A 15,704-nucleotide genomic window follows, 5' to 3' on the forward strand; every position below is an offset into this window, starting at 1 on the left:
GCCTTACAAGCAGAGGGTCACAGGTTCGAGCCCTGTAACTTCCACCATGTGGCCCGGTAGTTCAGTTGGTTAGAACGCTAGCCTGTCACGCTAGAGGTCGTGGGTTCGAGCCCCATCCGGGTCGCCATTTTTTTGCCTCTGTAGCTCAGTTGGTAGAGCAGGGGACTGAAAATCCCCGTGTCATTGGTTCGATTCCGATCGGAGGCACCAAACTGTGCGGCTTTAGCTCATCTGGTAGAGCGCCACCTTGCCAAGGTGGAGGTAGCGAGTTCGATCCTCGTAAGCCGCTCCATTTTTTGGTGCTGTGGCCAAGTGGTAAGGCAAAGGTCTGCAAAACCTTCATTCATCAGTTCAAATCTGATCAGCACCTCCAATTATTTAAAATCCCGGATTTCAGGTTAAGCCTGTTATCCGGGATTTTTTTGTAGTACAATTGGTTTGTAAATAAGTAGATCTATAAGCCTAGTTTAAACTTGTGCTATAATATAACAGAAATTAATCAAAACAAATAGGAGATATCGATTATGCATCGTAGAGATAAAGTTAATTATTATTTGGATCTTGCTGAAATGGTTTTGCAGCGTGGCACCTGCCTGCGCCGCAATTATGGTGCTGTTATTGTAAAAAATGATGAAGTCATTTCTACCGGATATGTTGGTGCACCGCGTGGTCGAAAAAATTGCACCGACCTGAATGTGTGCATTCGGCAAAAACTGAATATCCCTCGCGGAGAACGCTATGAAGTGTGCCGCAGTGTTCATGCCGAAGCGAATGCAATTATCAGTGCACCGCGGGATAAGATGTTAGGCAGCGAGATTTACCTAGTGGGCATCGATATGGGAACAGGCGATTATGTGGAAAAAGCAAATAGTTGTTCCATGTGTAAACGCATGATTATTAATGCGGGAATAGAGCGAGTGTACATACGGGATACTAAAAATGATTACCGTATAATTCAGGTTCAGGACTGGGTTTTGGATGATGAGTCTTTGGAAGGAATTTTTGGCTACTAAGAGGAATTCATAATGAAAGAAGGAAAATTAAAAACAATTTATGTATGTTCCAGCTGCGGTGAAACTTCACCCAGATGGATGGGGCGCTGCCCATCCTGTGGCGAATGGAATACCATGACTGAAGATGTGGTGATGGCAGAGCCAAAATCACTTTCTTCTGTGCGCAAGGTTACACAGGCATCTCAGGTAAACAGAACTTTAACTATACAAGCAAGCAAGCTGACCGATATCAGTACAGATGAAGAAAAAAGTCGTATTGTCACTGGTATAACGGAACTGGACCGGGTTCTTGGTGGCGGCGTTGTAGTAGGCAGTGTAATTTTGCTAGGCGGCGAGCCAGGAGCGGGTAAATCCACGCTGCTGTTGCAGTTGTGTGGTGCTATTTCTGGAAAGCACCATGTATTGTATGTAACTGGGGAGGAGTCTACTCGTCAGATTAAATTGAGGGCCAACCGGTTGCAGGTAAACCAAGATAATATCAGTCTCATTGCCGAAACTGAAATCGATGACATCTGTACATTAATTACCCAGATGCGCCCTGACTTGGTGGTAATCGATTCCATTCAAACCATGCATTGCGGAGATATTACATCTTCTGCAGGAAGTGTTTCTCAGGTAAAAGAGTGTTCGGCTAGATTACTTGCCGTGGCCAAAAGTTGTGAAATTCCGACTTTCATCGTAGGTCATGTAAACAAGGATGGCGCTATAGCCGGTCCCAAAGTAATGGAACATATCGTGGATACTGTGCTTTACTTTGAAGGTGACAAAACTTTGCCATATAGGGTACTGAGAGGCGTAAAAAATCGATATGGCTCTACCAATGAAATTGGAATGTTCGATATGACAGGAACAGGGCTGGCAGAAATCGAAAATCCATCTCAAATGCTGTTGGATGGGCGCCCGCTTGGAATCAGTGGAAACTGTGTAGCATGTACTATGGAAGGAACTCGTCCAATTTTAAGTGAAGTTCAGGCACTGGTTACCAAAAGTGGTTTCGGTACACCCAGACGAGCTGCCAGTGGTTTTGATTTTAATCGCACTAATTTGCTTTTGGCAGTGCTGGAAAAAAGAGCCGGTTATTTTTTTGGCAATCTTGATGTATACATTAACATTGTCGGTGGATTAGATTTGGACGAAACAGCCTGTGATTTAGCAGTGTGCCTGGCAATGGCGTCTGCGTTAATGGATAAACCGATTGGAGATAAGACAGTAGCCATTGGCGAGGTTGGTCTTGCAGGAGAAATCCGTAATGTGACATTTTTGGAAAATCGGTTGCGAGAGGCTCAGCGCATTGGATTTACAAAAGCTATAGTGCCAAGCAACGGTTTGCGCCACATTGATGTGAAAGATTTTGAGGGTTTAGAACTTGTGGGTGTGAATTATATTCGTGACGCAATTCAGGCCATTAAATAATGGTGAATTCAAAATGCAGAAAAATTCCATTTTCAGTTGCGCATAGATTAAACATAGAACCTGATTCAGAACTGGCCAAAATTGAAGGGGCGGGAAGCGGGAATTATCCGCTATACTATTTCGCTAAATGAAAATTTAGCGAAATATAGGGAAGCGAAAATGACCTCTTTCCGTCTTTTTTCAGCTTTTCGTAATTTTTGCGCTTCTGCGAGTTTGCTGTTAGTTTTCGTATTATATAATTGCATGATGTGATTTTTAATATTCTTTTTGTTGTTTAGCTTATTTTTTTGTTGGAGAACTTTATGAGTACTTATATTAATCCACTAGAACCTGGCAAGCATGCACCTTATGATGACATTCCACTGGATGTTCGGGATTTTTTAAATTATATGGGAGCTATCTTGAACCGATCTCCGCGAACCATAAATGCCTATTATATTGATTTGCGCACTTTTTTTCGTTTCATGGTTCAATACCGCCGTCTATGTGATTCTTCGATTGCCTTTGATGACATTGATATTCGGAGTTTAAATCTTGACTTTATTGGTTCGATTTCTAAAAACGAAATTTACGAATATCTGTATTTTCTTAAAAACGCCCGTGGCAATGAGCCTGCTGCCAGAGCTCGCAAACTAAGCAGCATCAAGAGTTTTTTTCGTTATCTAACAATCAAATCAAATCGACTGGAGAATGACCCCTCTAAAGATGTGTCTGTTCCTACCACAAAACGCGCACTGCCTAAATATCTTTCTTTGGAAGAAAGTATTGAATTGTTAAAAAATATTCAAACAGATTTCTATGAGAGAGATTACTGCATCATTACCCTGTTTTTAAATTGCGGTATGCGTTTGGTGGAGTTGGTAGGAATTAACTTGACAGATTTTAAGGAGGACACAATCAGAATTATTGGTAAAGGCAACAAAGAGCGCCTGGTATATCTAAACCAATCTTGCATTCATGCTTTGCAGCAATATTGTGATGCCCGTGCAAAACTACCTAATTTAAAAGATACACAGGCGCTCTTTGTCTCCCGGCGCACAGGTAAGCGAATTGGAACCAGACGCGTGGAACAGATTGTAGAACAGTGCTTAAAAACCGCTGATCTTTCTGGAAAAGGCTACTCACCCCATAAACTTCGCCATACAGCAGCAACCTTGATGTATCGACACGGCAATGTGGATATGTTGGAATTAAAGGAAATTCTGGGCCACGAGCATGTATCCACAACAGAAATTTATACCCATATCAATACCGAAAAATTGCGAAAAGCTGCTAGTTCTACACCGCTTTCCAAAATGGAATTTCAAAAGAAACCGGCAGAATCCTGGCGAGATGAGCAGCCTTTACAGCAGTCAACTTCCGACCATTCCTCCCAAGAGGCTGGTCAGGCGCAAGGAACTTTGCCGGAGGACTTAATTCCAGAAAATTCGTGATTTACAAGAACATATGAATCACAAAAGCACCAAGCAGTCGAATGACACAAGGCAGAAATGCTGTGATTGAGGCAGTTCTATATCGAGTAATAAGTAATTTTCTCCAGTGAGATAAGCGGGAAATAGCTTTTTGATGACAGAGAGCATGGAGAGTTTGAGAGAGATTCCATGCCGGAATACCTACCCATAGAATTAAGCCAATGGAAATGGTTTCCGGTAAAATAAAAATAGCACTCTGAAATAGCAATCCCTTCAACAGAGTGAAATGTTGATAAGAGGCTGCATAAAATAATCCGATTCCAACTCCACGCAATATTAATGCCGGCCAAAGAAGCAATGCGCCATTGGTCCAATGTGCTAAACAGTATATAATGGTCAAATGAATCCAGATGCTCAAGAAGTATGCTCCATAAATGGCTAGATACTGATTGTTGGAAATCTGACTCAAAAAAGATTCTAACTGGCGCTCAGGGTATAAAGACCACCAATCTGAGCAGGTTGAAGCCAAAAACCCTCCCATAAAAAGCCCTATCAGGTAAAATAGGCTTCCATAAAACCAGGTAGATTTGCTAAAAGCTTCTGTTTGACTGGCTGCAAAAGGCTTCCGGAATGTTGAAACATCCGATGATTTGTTTTGTGTGTTGGATGATGAAGCAGTAAAGCAATCGGGAGAATGGCCTTGTGCTGAAACTTCAGATGAAACCGTTTTTTTATAAGTACGGTAAGTCCACATTTGAATTTTACCTCCTTTAATTTATTACTATCTTTATGCGCAAATCTAAAAAAGATGACCAGTTTCAGAAATATTAAATTGTGTTGCACTAGTTTAGCTACTTAAAGTAAGCCCCCTGATGTATGAAAATGAATACATCAGGGGGCTTTTGTCTGCGTTGCAAAGTGATTCATTTTTTAGATGCGTCTCTTTTTTTGCGCAGTGGCAACTCCTATTAGGCCGCCTAAACTTCCGGCTAAACTATAACTTACAAGCTTAATTCCTAACAGTGCTGTATAATCAAAATCCCCTGTCAGCAAAGAGGCAATCAGATAAATTACAAAAAAAACAATGCCGCAGCACAAGCCGCAGAAAAGACCATTTTTCTTCACCCTGTTTGCCACAATATAACCGCTGAAGAAACTTCCAACACACACTGCCGAAACTGCAATCGGTATGTACGACCACATTGGAAGTCTGGCCCTGGTAAACATCCAGGCGGCAGCCAGCAGCAACAAAAAAGTTATCAGAATTCCTAGTGCGCCCGCCCATAAAATGCAAACTGCAAGCTGATGGGTGTTATTTGCGCGTTGTTGTTTGTATTGTTTCATTTCCATAAAATAAAGCACCTCCCTGCCTTGTTGTATGGTATGCAGAAAGGTGCTCTATCTATTCTTATTTATTTCTGGCTAGCAGCAGAAGAATCCAGGTTCAATTTTTCGATAGACTGAATAGCAGCGCGGCGAAAACGAATTTTGGTACGGTCACTGCCGGTTTCCAAAACAAAGGTATCCTCCTTGATGGCAACAACACGGCCAATAATACCGCCAATGGTGGTTACCTCATCGCCAATCTCCAAAGAGTTACGCATCTCAGTTTCCTTTTGCTGCTGTTTCTTTTGGGGACGGTATACAAACAGCCACATAAACAGAAACATTACGGCAAGCATTACTAAGGGGCCGAAAGTAGAACCAATGGCAGCTACATCGGTAGAGGTGCTCAGGAAATTAACAAACATGATACAATAAACTCCTCTCGGTGTATTAAATATTCATTATTAAGTAAGTATACTGGATTTTTCACTGGGATGCAATAGGTTAAATACGAGTATCCAGTAAGGTTACATAACGATCGTGGAACTCCTGGAAAGTACCTTCATCCAAAGCATTGCGAATGCGCTCCATCAGACGATTGTAGAAGTACAGGTTATGCATAACACCCAGTCGCATACCCAGCATTTCGTCGGCTTTAAACAGATGGCGAAGATAAGAACGACTGAAATTCCGGCATACCGGGCAATCACACTCTGCATCAATAGGTCCTTCGTCCTTCTGATACTTTAGATTTTTAATATTAATGACACCGCTCCAGGTATTCAGGTGACCATGGCGGGCGTTTCGGCTCGGCATAACACAATCGAACAAATCAACACCGCGAGAAACGGCCTCGATAATATTCCCTGGTGTGCCTACACCCATCAAATAGCGAATTTTGTCTGCTGGCATATGGGGCTCTACCGCACTGATAACTCGATACATATCCTCAGCAGGTTCGCCCACGGCCAAACCGCCGATGGCATAACCATCCAAGTCCAACTCTCGAATCTGCTTCATGTGCTCCACCCGCAAATCCTCGTAGGTGCAACCCTGATTGATACCAAACAGCATTTGGTCAGGGTTAATGGCTTTTCCTTCGGATTTCAGCCGATCCAACTCGGTTTTGCAGCGTTTCAGCCATCGGACGGTACGGTCACAGCTAGCTTTGGAGTAGTTATGATCCGCCGGGTTCTCCACACACTCATCAAAGGCCATGGCAATTGTAGAGCCAAGATTGGCCTGAATCTGCATACTTTCTTCGGGTCCCATAAAGATTTTATGCCCATCCAGGTGAGAGTTAAAGGTTACGCCTTCTTCACTGATTTTACGCAATTTGGATAAGCTGAACACCTGAAATCCGCCGCTGTCGGTTAGAATGGGGCCTTTCCAACCAGTAAACTTGTGTAAACCGCCCATTTCGGCAACCAACTTGTCACCAGGGCGCAGGTGCAGATGGTAGGTGTTGCACAACATGACCTGACAGCGGATATCTTCTAGATCAAATGCAGAAAGACCACCTTTGATGGCTGCCGCAGTAGCAACATTCATAAATGCGGGTGTTTGCACAGTTCCGTGGACAGTTTCAAACTCGCCCCGCCGGGCACTATTTTCTTTTTTAATCAAGCGATAAGGCATAAAACACCTTCCTTTTTCATAGTCTTACAATCAGAGGATCAGCATGGCGTCACCAAAACTGAAAAAGCGGTACTTTTCCTGTACAGCAATCCGATAGGCCTTCATGGTACGCTCGTAGCCATAGAATGCACTGACCAGCATGATCAGAGTACTTTCGGGTAAGTGGAAATTGGTAATCAAGCCATCCAAGCAGCGGAATTCCTTTCCGGGATACAAAAAGATACTGGTATCACCACTGCAAGGGCGAATTTCGCCGTATTTGGCTGCGACGGATTCCAGCGTACGGCAACTGGTGGTTCCCACAGCAATAACTCGATGCCCTGCCTTTTTAGTTGCATTGATTTTGCCGGCAGTTTCCTCACTAATGCTATACCATTCAGAATGCATCAAATGATCGGTAATTTCATCTTCTTTCACCGGCCGAAAAGTTCCCAGGCCAACATGCAAGGTTACTTCTGCAATTTGTATTCCCTTTTGCTGAAGCCTGTCCATTAATTCGGGTGTGAAATGAAGGCCTGCTGTGGGAGCTGCGGCACTGCCAAGCTCCTTCGCATAAACAGTTTGGTACTGGCTTTGATCTTCCAGTTGTTCTGTGATATATGGAGGAAGGGGCATTTTACCGAAGGAATCTAATTTTTCGTATAGTGTTTGGGTATCATATTGAAATTCTACCCGTTTGTTTCCATCTTCCTTGGTTTCCAGAATAGTTGCAACAAGGGTTCCATCCCCAAACAGAATACGCATACCTGGCTTCAACCGTTTGCCAGGCTTAGCAAGGCATTCCCAGATGTCCTGGCTTTCCTGGCGAAGCAGAAGTAGTTCGCATACTGCACCAGTATGTTCCTTGGAACCAATTAGGCGGGCAGGCAGAACTTTGGAGTTGTTGACTACCAGCAAATCCCCTTCTTCCAACAAATCAATCAAATCGCGGAATGTCCGATGTTCAATGGCGTCGCTCTCCCGGTGAAGACACATCAAACGAGCGGCGTCGCGGGGTAAACAGGGTTGCTGGGCAATCAGTTCCTGAGGCAAATCAAACCAAAAATCTTTCTTACGCATAGAATCAAGATCGTCTCACTTTACATTGACATTACTACCCGGCAAATGGTATAGTTTAGTAAACTGCATTGCTACAACTTGCCAGGAGTTTTAGTGCATCTTTATCCCTTTCATTATAAGCCTTATGCAGCCGTACGAAAGGGATTGGAACGCTGCTTCCGCACAAGGATAAAACGGCATAAAAAAAACAGATGCAATCTAGTTTATTATATGGCATAACAAGTTGGTTTTCAAGCTAGTTTTCCATATTTGCCGATTTGATGCAGGATATCCCCCGCTTGAAGGGGGTATAGGTCTTAGAAAGGATGATTGCGGTCATGAAGAAGTATCGAGTAGGCGTGGTTGGTGCCACTGGTATGGTAGGTCAAAGATTCGTTTCCCTGCTGGAGCAGCATCCCTGGTTTGAACTCTGTGCGGTGGCAGCCTCTCCCCGTTCCGCCGGGAAAACATATGAAGAGGCAGTAGGCCAGCGTTGGATGATGAAAACTCCCATGCCGGAACAGGCAAAAACACTGGTTGTAAAGGACGCTTCCTGTGTAGAGGAAGTAGCTGCTTGTGTGGATTTTGTGTTCTGTGCAGTGGATATGAATAAAGAGGAAATCAAAGCGCTGGAAACCGCCTACGCTAAAGCGGAGTGTCCGGTGGTTTCCAACAACAGCGCTCATCGTTTTACCCCGGATGTTCCTATGGTAGTTCCTGAGATTAATGCAGAGCATACTAAAATCATCCAGGCACAGCGCAATCGATTGGGCACTAAGCGTGGCTTTGTTGCAGTCAAGTCCAATTGCTCTCTGCAAAGCTATGTACCTGCACTGCATCCTTTGCGTGAGGAGTTTGGCTTGGAAGATGTACTGGTTTGCACCTATCAGGCAATTTCCGGCGCTGGTAAAACCTTTGAGACTTGGCCCGAAATGGTGGATAACTGTATCCCTTACATTGGCGGCGAGGAGGAAAAGAGTGAGCAGGAACCCCTCAAGCTGTGGGGCCAGGTAGCGGAGGATTCTATTCAGCATGCCACCTCTCCTGCTATCACTGCACAGTGTCTGCGTGTGCCTGTTTCGGATGGGCATATGGCTGCCGTGTTTGTGCGCTTTAAGAACAAGCCCAGCAAAGAACAGATTTTGCAGCGCTGGACAGAGTTCCAAGGAGAAGCACAGCGGCTGAATCTCCCCAGTGCACCCAAACAATTTATTCACTATTTCCAGGAAGCAGATCGCCCTCAGGCAAAACTGGATCGCAATCTGGAAAATGGTATGGCAATTTCGGTGGGCCGACTGCGGGAAGACAGCCAGTATGACTATAAATTCGTGTGCCTTTCTCACAATACGCTGCGCGGTGCAGCTGGCGGAGCTGTGCTGCTGGCAGAGCTTTTAGCTGCACAGGGATATTTTGACTAAAATTCGCAAACCCAACAAGGAGTATGATCAACATGAAAAAGCTAATTTTCACAGGTAGTGCCGTGGCACTCATTACCCCCATGCAGGGGGACGGAACTGTAAACTTTGAAGAATTGGAAAGATTGGCTGAGTTTCATGTGGAAAGCGGCACCGATGCAATTGTGGTGTGTGGAACAACAGGAGAATCTGCCACTTTGGAGGATGCTGAACATCTGGAATGTATTTCTCGAGTGGTTAAAGTAGTGGCAGGCCGTATTCCTGTTATCGCAGGTACTGGTTCCAATAACACAGCTCACGCCATTATGATGTCTAAAGAAGCCAAAGAGCGTGGTGCCGATGCCCTGCTTCTTGTTACCCCCTATTACAATAAAACAAGCCAGGAAGGTCTTATAAAAAGTTTTACCGCTATTGTGGATTCTGTGCAGATGCCGGCTATTATTTACAATGTACCTTCCCGTACCGGTGTAAACATCAATCCCCAAACTGCTTTGGAATTAAGTAAAAATCCTTGGATTTGCGGTTTGAAGGAAGCCAGCGGAAATATCTCTCAGGTAGCAGAAATTGCTGCGCTTTGCGGGCAGGAGCTTCCTCTCTATTCTGGAAACGACGACCAGGTAGTTCCCCTGCTGTCTTTAGGTGGCCAGGGTGTTATCTCGGTTGTGGCTAATGTGGCTCCGGCTCAGATGCATCAGCTCTGCCGGCTGTGGTGGGACGGAAAAACACAGGAAAGCTGCACTATGCAGTTGCAACTGCTGGAACTGTGCAATGCTATGTTCTGTGATGTGAATCCCAGCCCTGTTAAGATTGCCATGAATCTGTTGGGGTGGAGCGCCGGTGCCTGCCGTTTGCCCTTGGTGGAACCTTCCGAACAAAATCAGGAAAAAATCCGCCGGGCCTTGCGTAACGCTGGTTTATTGTAAAACCAAACTACCCGACACAGCAATGTGCCGGGTAGTTTTTTGAAAGGAGAGCAAAAAATGACGAATATTATCATCCAAGGAATCAATGGCCGTATGGGCAAGGTACTGTGCGATTTGATTGAGCGGCGCAATGACTGCAAAGTTGTGGGAGGTGTGGATATTACCTCCAAAAGCGGGGCTATTCCTGTAGCAGCCAGCTTGGAGGAATTAAATGTAGAGGCCGATGTGGTGATTGATTTTTCCACTCCCCAAGCTACCAGTGCGGCCCTTCGCTACTGTCAGGCCCACAAAATGGCCTGTGTGGTGTGTACCACTGGTTTGGATGACGAATGTGAGCGTTTGATTCAATCTGTCTCACAGACGATTCCTGTTTTTAAAAGTGCCAATATGTCCATGGGTATAAATTTGCTGGCAGAACTGGCTCAAAAGGCTGTTCAGGCACTGGGCTTAGATTATGATATTGAAATCATCGAAAAGCACCATCACAATAAAGTAGATGCTCCTAGTGGAACAGCTCTCCTGCTTGCTGATGAAATCAACAAAGCTGCTTCCCACTCTTACCATTATGTATACGACCGCCACGATGTGCGTCAAAAGCGAGATGTACATGAAATCGGTCTCCATGCAGTGCGAGGAGGTAGTATCGTAGGAGACCACGATATTTTGTTCTGTGGCCCAGATGAGGTCATTACTCTGTCTCACAGTGCTGGGTCTCGGGCAGTATTTGCCAACGGGGCCATCAATGCAGCAGTTTTTGTGGCAAGCCGCACCGCTGGGCTTTATGATATGAAGGATTTGATGCGTTCCCTGCTGTGATTGTATTTGTTTGGAGGTAATGCTCAATGAAATTATCCGCTTTTGTACGCATTCTTGGTTGGGCTGCAGTTGCTGTTTGTGTTGTGGGCATATTGGGCGGTTGCTCTGGTCAAAAGGATTTCCCTGCTGCTTCCTCTATCCCTACACCCACTCCTGGACCCATAGTAGAGACGGTCAGATTTTCCGCAACAGGCGATAATCTGATTCATGACGGGATTTACAAACAAGCGAAAAAGCGTGCAGAGCTGCAAGGTAAAGAAGGGTATGATTTTTCCTATTGTTATCAGAATCTACTCCCTTTTTACGAAAAGTTTGATGTGAATTGGATTAACCAGGAAACATTGGTTACCGATACCCTCTCTCCCAGCAGTTACCCCTGTTTTTCCACACCGGGAGATATGGGGCGTACCCTTTATGATGTGGGATTTCGAGTGTTTAACCTCTCCAACAATCATACTTACGACAAAGGAAAGCAGGGGTTGGTTGACACCCTGGCTTTCTGGCAGGCAATGCCATCAGATGTGGTAACATGTGGCCTGGTAAATATTCCGGATGGAGATAGTAAAATACCCCTACAAACAGTAAACGGAATCACCATCGCCTACCTGGGCTACACACAATACACCAACGGAATTCCCACTCCGGATGGTGCCCCTGCTGAACTGATTTACACAAGCGAAACCGAACGGATTCAGAAGCAAATTCAGCTGGCCAGAAATCAGGCCGATGTGGTAGTAGTAAGCGTTCATTGGGGGGTAGAAGGTAGTCATCAAGTAACTACTGATCAGCAAGTTCTTGCACAACAGCTGGCTGATTGGGGAGCGGATTTGATTATTGGTACACATCCGCATGTAGTGCAGGATGCACAATGGCTCACAGCGGCAGATGGACGAACTGCCTTTGTGGCATACTCCCTGGGCAATTTTTTAAATGCTCAGTCCTCCGCAGATACCATGATTGGTTCCGTTCTTACCATTACAATGGAAAAAACCACCCATCCATCCGGCGACATTCAGGTAAAGTTGCTGAACCCCATTTTGGTTCCCGTCATCAACCATTACGATTCTGATTATGCCAATATCCGACTGTATCTGCTGAGCGACTATACCCAGGAATTGGCGAAATCACATGGAGTAACGGCTAATTTCCCTGGTTTTAGTTTGGAATACATTCAATCCGTGTTGGATGAGAGTATTTCCTCGGAATTTTTACAGCAAACATTGCAATCGTAAGTATATTTCTCAACAGAACTGGAGCTCTATTCATGAAATCATTGCACCCTAGCAACAACAAACCAATGCGTCTGGATAAATATCTAATGGAGCAGTTCCCCACCCTAAACCTTGGAACACTGAATAAAGCATTGCGTCAAAACAAGATTAAGGTAAACGGAAAAAAGCAGCCTCTTTCCACAAGGGTTGGCGCCGGAGATGAAATTAAGCTGTTTTTACTGGATGAAATGTTGTATGGCTGCAATGAACAAAAGCAGCAGCCTCTGTTTTTGCAGACTTCGTATTCAATCACCCCCATTTATGAGGATGAATTTGTATTACTGGTAAACAAACCGGCTGGAGTACCCGTGGCGGATGATAGTACGGCGGACACTCTGATTCATCGGGCTCAGCGCTACTTATATCTTCAGAATAAATGGAACCCTGACACAGATGATACTCCTGCCTTATGCCATCGATTGGACACTGGCACCAGCGGCCTTGTAATAATTGCAAAAACCGCAGCTGCCGAACAACAGTTGCTAAAATTGATTCGAGAGCATCGTCTGAAAAAACAATATCTTTGTGTGACCTTTGGTCGACCCAATCCCCCACAAGCCGTTCTGAACGGATATCTCTATAAGGACGCTCAACAAGGCAAGGTATACATCGCCACCACAGCAGGAACTGGTGCAAAATCAGTGGAAACGCATTACAAAACCATTCATACAAGCGGTCGCCTTGCGCTACTGGAAGTAAACCTGATTACAGGGCGTACCCATCAGATACGGGCACATATGGCCAGTATCCGCTGTCCTGTTTTAGGCGATAGCAAGTATGGCAATAATACTGTTAACAGGGAACTGAAAATCAAATATCAGGCTCTTTGTGCTTGGAAACTCACCTTCCCTGCCTTGGAGTCAAAAGAATTGGCCGGATTAAGCGGAAAAACCTTTACCGTGGAAAAACCCTGGTGGGTACAACAGGTATTGGATGGTACCTTGCATTAAAATCCCCCATACAGTTGGGTGCTTAACAATATTATCCATCTTTGAAGGCGATTTATTGGTTCTCTGAGCGCAAAGAATCCATCCATCCCAACAAGGATAGATTTTTAGGTTGATACCCCAAAACAGGCAACTTTAACTTGATAGCATATAACAAAAGCCATTGGAATATTTTCCAATGGCTTTTGTTTTGGGTATGAAATTGGGGTGCGAAACAAAAAATTCTAACGGCTGCGCAATCCAGAATAATGCCCTTTCGGGTTATACCTGGATATTCCGGTTAAAAAAAGCGAAAAAACACCAGATAGAGCGCTAAACACATAAGCGCCATAATTCCTAATGTAATGGGAAGAAACACAATCAGCCCGGCAAGAGTCATGGCCAAGCGGTCCCCTTTTTCCAGTTCCACATCATCCAGTTCTTCTTCCAGATGCTGTTCGGCTTTTTTTAGGTTTACAACACGATTGATTTTTTTATGAAAAAACATGTTATCCCTTCTTGTTGTTCAGGGGGAAATGGCAGCAGACATAGTGGTTGTTGCCCATATCTCTCCATTCTGGTTCTTCGGTTTTGCACTTATCTTGGCAATAACGGCAGCGAGTATGGAATTTGCAGCCAGAAGGCGGGTTCACCGGGCTGGGAATATCGCCTTCCAGAATAATGCGTTCCCGCTCTGGTTGTTCCTCGGTGGTAGGAATTGCAGAAAGCAGTGCTTCTGTGTAGGGGTGCAGCGTGTTGGCAAACAATTCATCGGAACCGGCCAACTCCATCATGTTACCCAAATACATAACACCGATGCGATCGCTGATGTATTTTACTACACTCAAATCATGCGTGATAAACAGGTAGGTCAGATTCTCCTGCTCTTTCAAATCGGAAAGCAGGTTCAGAATCTGAGACTGAATGGATACATCCAGGGCAGAAACTGCTTCGTCACAAACCACAAAACGAGGTTTCAATGCCAAGCTACGGGCAATACCAATACGCTGACGCTGACCACCGGAGAACTGATGGGGGTAGCGGCCGTACATGTAACGAGCCAAGCCACACTTTTCCATGATTTCGTACACATATTCCTGCAAGGCAGGATCATTGCGCTTGAACAGCCCGTGAGAAACCAGTCCTTCGCTGATGATTTGGCCCACAGTCATACGAGGATTCAGCGAGGAGTACGGATCCTGGAAAATCAACTGGAGATCTTTGCGAAGAAGGCGCATATCCTCGGCAGATTGCTCCTTCAGATTAATTGCCTTCCCGTCCTTATAGTAAACGATGTCACCATGGGTTTGAGGGTAAAGCTGCAACACGGTGCGTCCGAAGGTGGATTTACCACAGCCGGATTCGCCTACCAGGCCCAGAGTCTCTCCTTCGTAGATATCGATGCTGATACCATCATTGGCACGCACATACCGCTGTTCTTCAAAGAACTTTGTCTTTTTGATAGGAAAATATTGCTTCACATCCTTGATTTCCAGCAATACCTTTTGATTTTCATTCTGCATGGTTGTTTCGCACCGCCTTTTCTGCGTAGAAGCACCGAATCAGGTGCCCCGGTTCTACCTCTACTAATTCCGGTTCCTGGGTTTTGCATTTTTCTGTGCAGTATTTGCAGCGAGGTGCAAATTTGCAGCCTTCAGGCAGATACAAGGGGTTAGGCACAGCACCAGGGATAGCATCCAGACGCTGACCACGAGGAGTGCTCAGTCGAGGAATGGAAGTCATCAGCCCCTCGGTGTAAGGGTGAGAATAAGCTGGGTGGCGGAAAATCGTTTTGGCATCCGCTTTTTCTACAATTTGGCCGCAGTACATAACCGCCACATCATCTGCCATTTCATGAATAACACCCAAATCATGAGTGATGAACAGAATGGAGGTGCCAGTCTGGTGCTTCAAATCGTTCATCAGCTTCAGAATTTGAGCCTGAATCGTAACATCCAGCGCCGTGGTGGGCTCGTCTGCAATCAGAAGTTTGGGTTTGCAGGCAAGAGCCATGGCAATCATAATACGCTGACGCATACCGCCAGACAACTGAAACGGAAATTGCTTTGCAATGCGTTCCGGATTGGGAATTTTCACATCTGACAGCAAAGAAATTACCCGCTCTCTCGCCTGCTTCTTGTTCATATTCTGGTGGATGCGCAGAACCTCACCGATTTGATGCTCAATAGTAAACACCGGATTAAGGGAGGTCATGGGCTCCTGGAAAATTACAGAAATTTCGTTGCCTCGGATATGATGCATCTCTTTCATGGAGCAATTGCGGATATCTTTTCCATTAAAGGTAATTTCACCACTGTCGATATATCCGTTGCCATCCAGCAACTTAATAATGCTCATGGCAGAAACGCTTTTGCCGCTTCCGCTTTCACCTACAATGCCCAGGGTCTTGCCTGCTTCCAGGCTGTAGGTCACATCATTCACGGCTTTTACAATGCCTTTTTTGGTGTTAAAGAATGTATGAAGATTTTTTACCTCGAGCAAACTCATACTGC

Annotated in this window: 16 protein-coding genes and 4 tRNA genes; 12 read left to right on the forward strand and 8 right to left on the reverse strand. The window is 45.0% G+C overall.

Going from position 1 to position 15,704, the window contains the following annotated elements; all coding sequences use genetic code 11:
- Positions 1-50 precede the first annotated feature (50 nt).
- The 7 genes from ACH2EM_RS08905 (at position 51) to ACH2EM_RS08935 (ending at position 3,859) form a co-directional block, all read left to right on the forward strand.
- Positions 51-127 (forward strand) — tRNA-Asp (locus ACH2EM_RS08905).
- A 7-nt stretch (positions 128-134) separates the two neighbouring features.
- Positions 135-210, forward strand: a tRNA-Phe gene (locus ACH2EM_RS08910).
- Positions 211-216: 6 nt separating this feature from the next.
- Positions 217-292, forward strand: a tRNA-Gly gene (locus tag ACH2EM_RS08915).
- A gap of 6 nt (positions 293-298) precedes the next feature.
- A tRNA-Cys gene (locus ACH2EM_RS08920) sits at positions 299-373 on the forward strand.
- A gap of 151 nt (positions 374-524) precedes the next feature.
- Positions 525-1,013: a deoxycytidylate deaminase gene (locus ACH2EM_RS08925; RefSeq protein ID WP_395152001.1), complete on the forward strand. Its 489-nt coding sequence runs from the start codon at positions 525-527 to the stop codon at positions 1,011-1,013.
- 12 nt (positions 1,014-1,025) lie between these two features.
- A complete protein-coding gene (gene radA, locus ACH2EM_RS08930) occupies positions 1,026-2,426 on the forward strand; it encodes a DNA repair protein RadA (RefSeq protein ID WP_395152003.1) in 1,401 nt (466 codons plus the stop codon).
- A gap of 302 nt (positions 2,427-2,728) precedes the next feature.
- Positions 2,729-3,859 (forward strand): tyrosine recombinase XerC, encoded by a 1,131-nt coding sequence (locus tag ACH2EM_RS08935; protein WP_395152005.1) that lies wholly within the window; start codon positions 2,729-2,731, stop codon positions 3,857-3,859.
- Between the two features lies 1 nt (position 3,860).
- Here ACH2EM_RS08935 and ACH2EM_RS08940 read toward each other — a convergent pair whose 3' ends face one another.
- The 5 genes from ACH2EM_RS08940 to queA form a co-directional block, all read right to left on the reverse strand.
- Positions 3,861-4,592, reverse strand: a complete 732-nt coding sequence (locus ACH2EM_RS08940; RefSeq protein ID WP_395152007.1) for a hypothetical protein — start codon at positions 4,590-4,592, stop codon at positions 3,861-3,863.
- A gap of 176 nt (positions 4,593-4,768) precedes the next feature.
- Positions 4,769-5,188 carry a TIGR04086 family membrane protein gene (locus ACH2EM_RS08945; RefSeq protein WP_395152009.1) on the reverse strand — a complete coding sequence of 140 codons (420 nt, stop codon included), beginning with the start codon at positions 5,186-5,188 and terminating at the stop codon, positions 4,769-4,771.
- Positions 5,189-5,250: 62 nt separating this feature from the next.
- Positions 5,251-5,589, reverse strand: coding sequence for a preprotein translocase subunit YajC (gene yajC / locus ACH2EM_RS08950; RefSeq protein WP_395152011.1), 339 nt, complete (start codon positions 5,587-5,589; stop codon positions 5,251-5,253).
- Positions 5,590-5,668: 79 nt separating this feature from the next.
- The gene (tgt, locus tag ACH2EM_RS08955) at positions 5,669-6,802 is read right to left on the reverse strand and encodes a tRNA guanosine(34) transglycosylase Tgt (protein WP_395152013.1); all 1,134 of its coding nucleotides are present in this window, start codon (positions 6,800-6,802) and stop codon (positions 5,669-5,671) included.
- A gap of 30 nt (positions 6,803-6,832) precedes the next feature.
- Entirely contained in the window at positions 6,833-7,861 is a 1,029-nt protein-coding gene (gene queA / locus ACH2EM_RS08960) for a tRNA preQ1(34) S-adenosylmethionine ribosyltransferase-isomerase QueA (RefSeq protein ID WP_395152015.1), read from the reverse strand.
- A gap of 317 nt (positions 7,862-8,178) precedes the next feature.
- Between queA and asd the strand changes: the two genes are divergently transcribed.
- From asd to ACH2EM_RS08985, 5 genes are read left to right on the forward strand one after another with little or no spacing between them, the layout of a single operon-like run.
- Entirely contained in the window at positions 8,179-9,258 is a 1,080-nt protein-coding gene (asd, locus tag ACH2EM_RS08965) for an aspartate-semialdehyde dehydrogenase (protein WP_395152017.1), read from the forward strand.
- 32 nt (positions 9,259-9,290) lie between these two features.
- Positions 9,291-10,178: a 4-hydroxy-tetrahydrodipicolinate synthase gene (dapA, locus tag ACH2EM_RS08970; protein WP_395152019.1), complete on the forward strand. Its 888-nt coding sequence runs from the start codon at positions 9,291-9,293 to the stop codon at positions 10,176-10,178.
- A gap of 57 nt (positions 10,179-10,235) precedes the next feature.
- Entirely contained in the window at positions 10,236-10,994 is a 759-nt protein-coding gene (dapB, locus tag ACH2EM_RS08975; protein WP_395152021.1) for a 4-hydroxy-tetrahydrodipicolinate reductase, read from the forward strand.
- Positions 10,995-11,020: 26 nt separating this feature from the next.
- Positions 11,021-12,226, forward strand: coding sequence for a CapA family protein (locus tag ACH2EM_RS08980; protein ID WP_395152023.1), 1,206 nt, complete (start codon positions 11,021-11,023; stop codon positions 12,224-12,226).
- Positions 12,227-12,258: 32 nt separating this feature from the next.
- Positions 12,259-13,215, forward strand: coding sequence for a pseudouridine synthase (locus ACH2EM_RS08985; RefSeq protein WP_395152025.1), 957 nt, complete (start codon positions 12,259-12,261; stop codon positions 13,213-13,215).
- A gap of 277 nt (positions 13,216-13,492) precedes the next feature.
- On the opposite strand, the gene ACH2EM_RS08990 is transcribed toward ACH2EM_RS08985, so the two are convergent.
- From ACH2EM_RS08990 to ACH2EM_RS09000, 3 genes are read right to left on the reverse strand one after another with little or no spacing between them, the layout of a single operon-like run.
- The gene (locus ACH2EM_RS08990; protein WP_395152027.1) at positions 13,493-13,699 is read right to left on the reverse strand and encodes a hypothetical protein; all 207 of its coding nucleotides are present in this window, start codon (positions 13,697-13,699) and stop codon (positions 13,493-13,495) included.
- 1 nt (position 13,700) lies between these two features.
- Positions 13,701-14,714, reverse strand: coding sequence for an ABC transporter ATP-binding protein (locus ACH2EM_RS08995; RefSeq protein ID WP_395152029.1), 1,014 nt, complete (start codon positions 14,712-14,714; stop codon positions 13,701-13,703).
- The gene (locus ACH2EM_RS09000) at positions 14,704-15,699 is read right to left on the reverse strand and encodes an ABC transporter ATP-binding protein (RefSeq protein WP_395152031.1); all 996 of its coding nucleotides are present in this window, start codon (positions 15,697-15,699) and stop codon (positions 14,704-14,706) included. Before ACH2EM_RS09000 ends, ACH2EM_RS08995 begins: the two co-directional genes overlap by 11 nt.
- Between the last annotated feature and the right edge of the window lie 5 nt (positions 15,700-15,704).

It is taken from the genome of uncultured Allofournierella sp. (assembly GCA_944382705.1).
Lineage (GTDB): Bacteria > Bacillota > Clostridia > Oscillospirales > Ruminococcaceae > Allofournierella.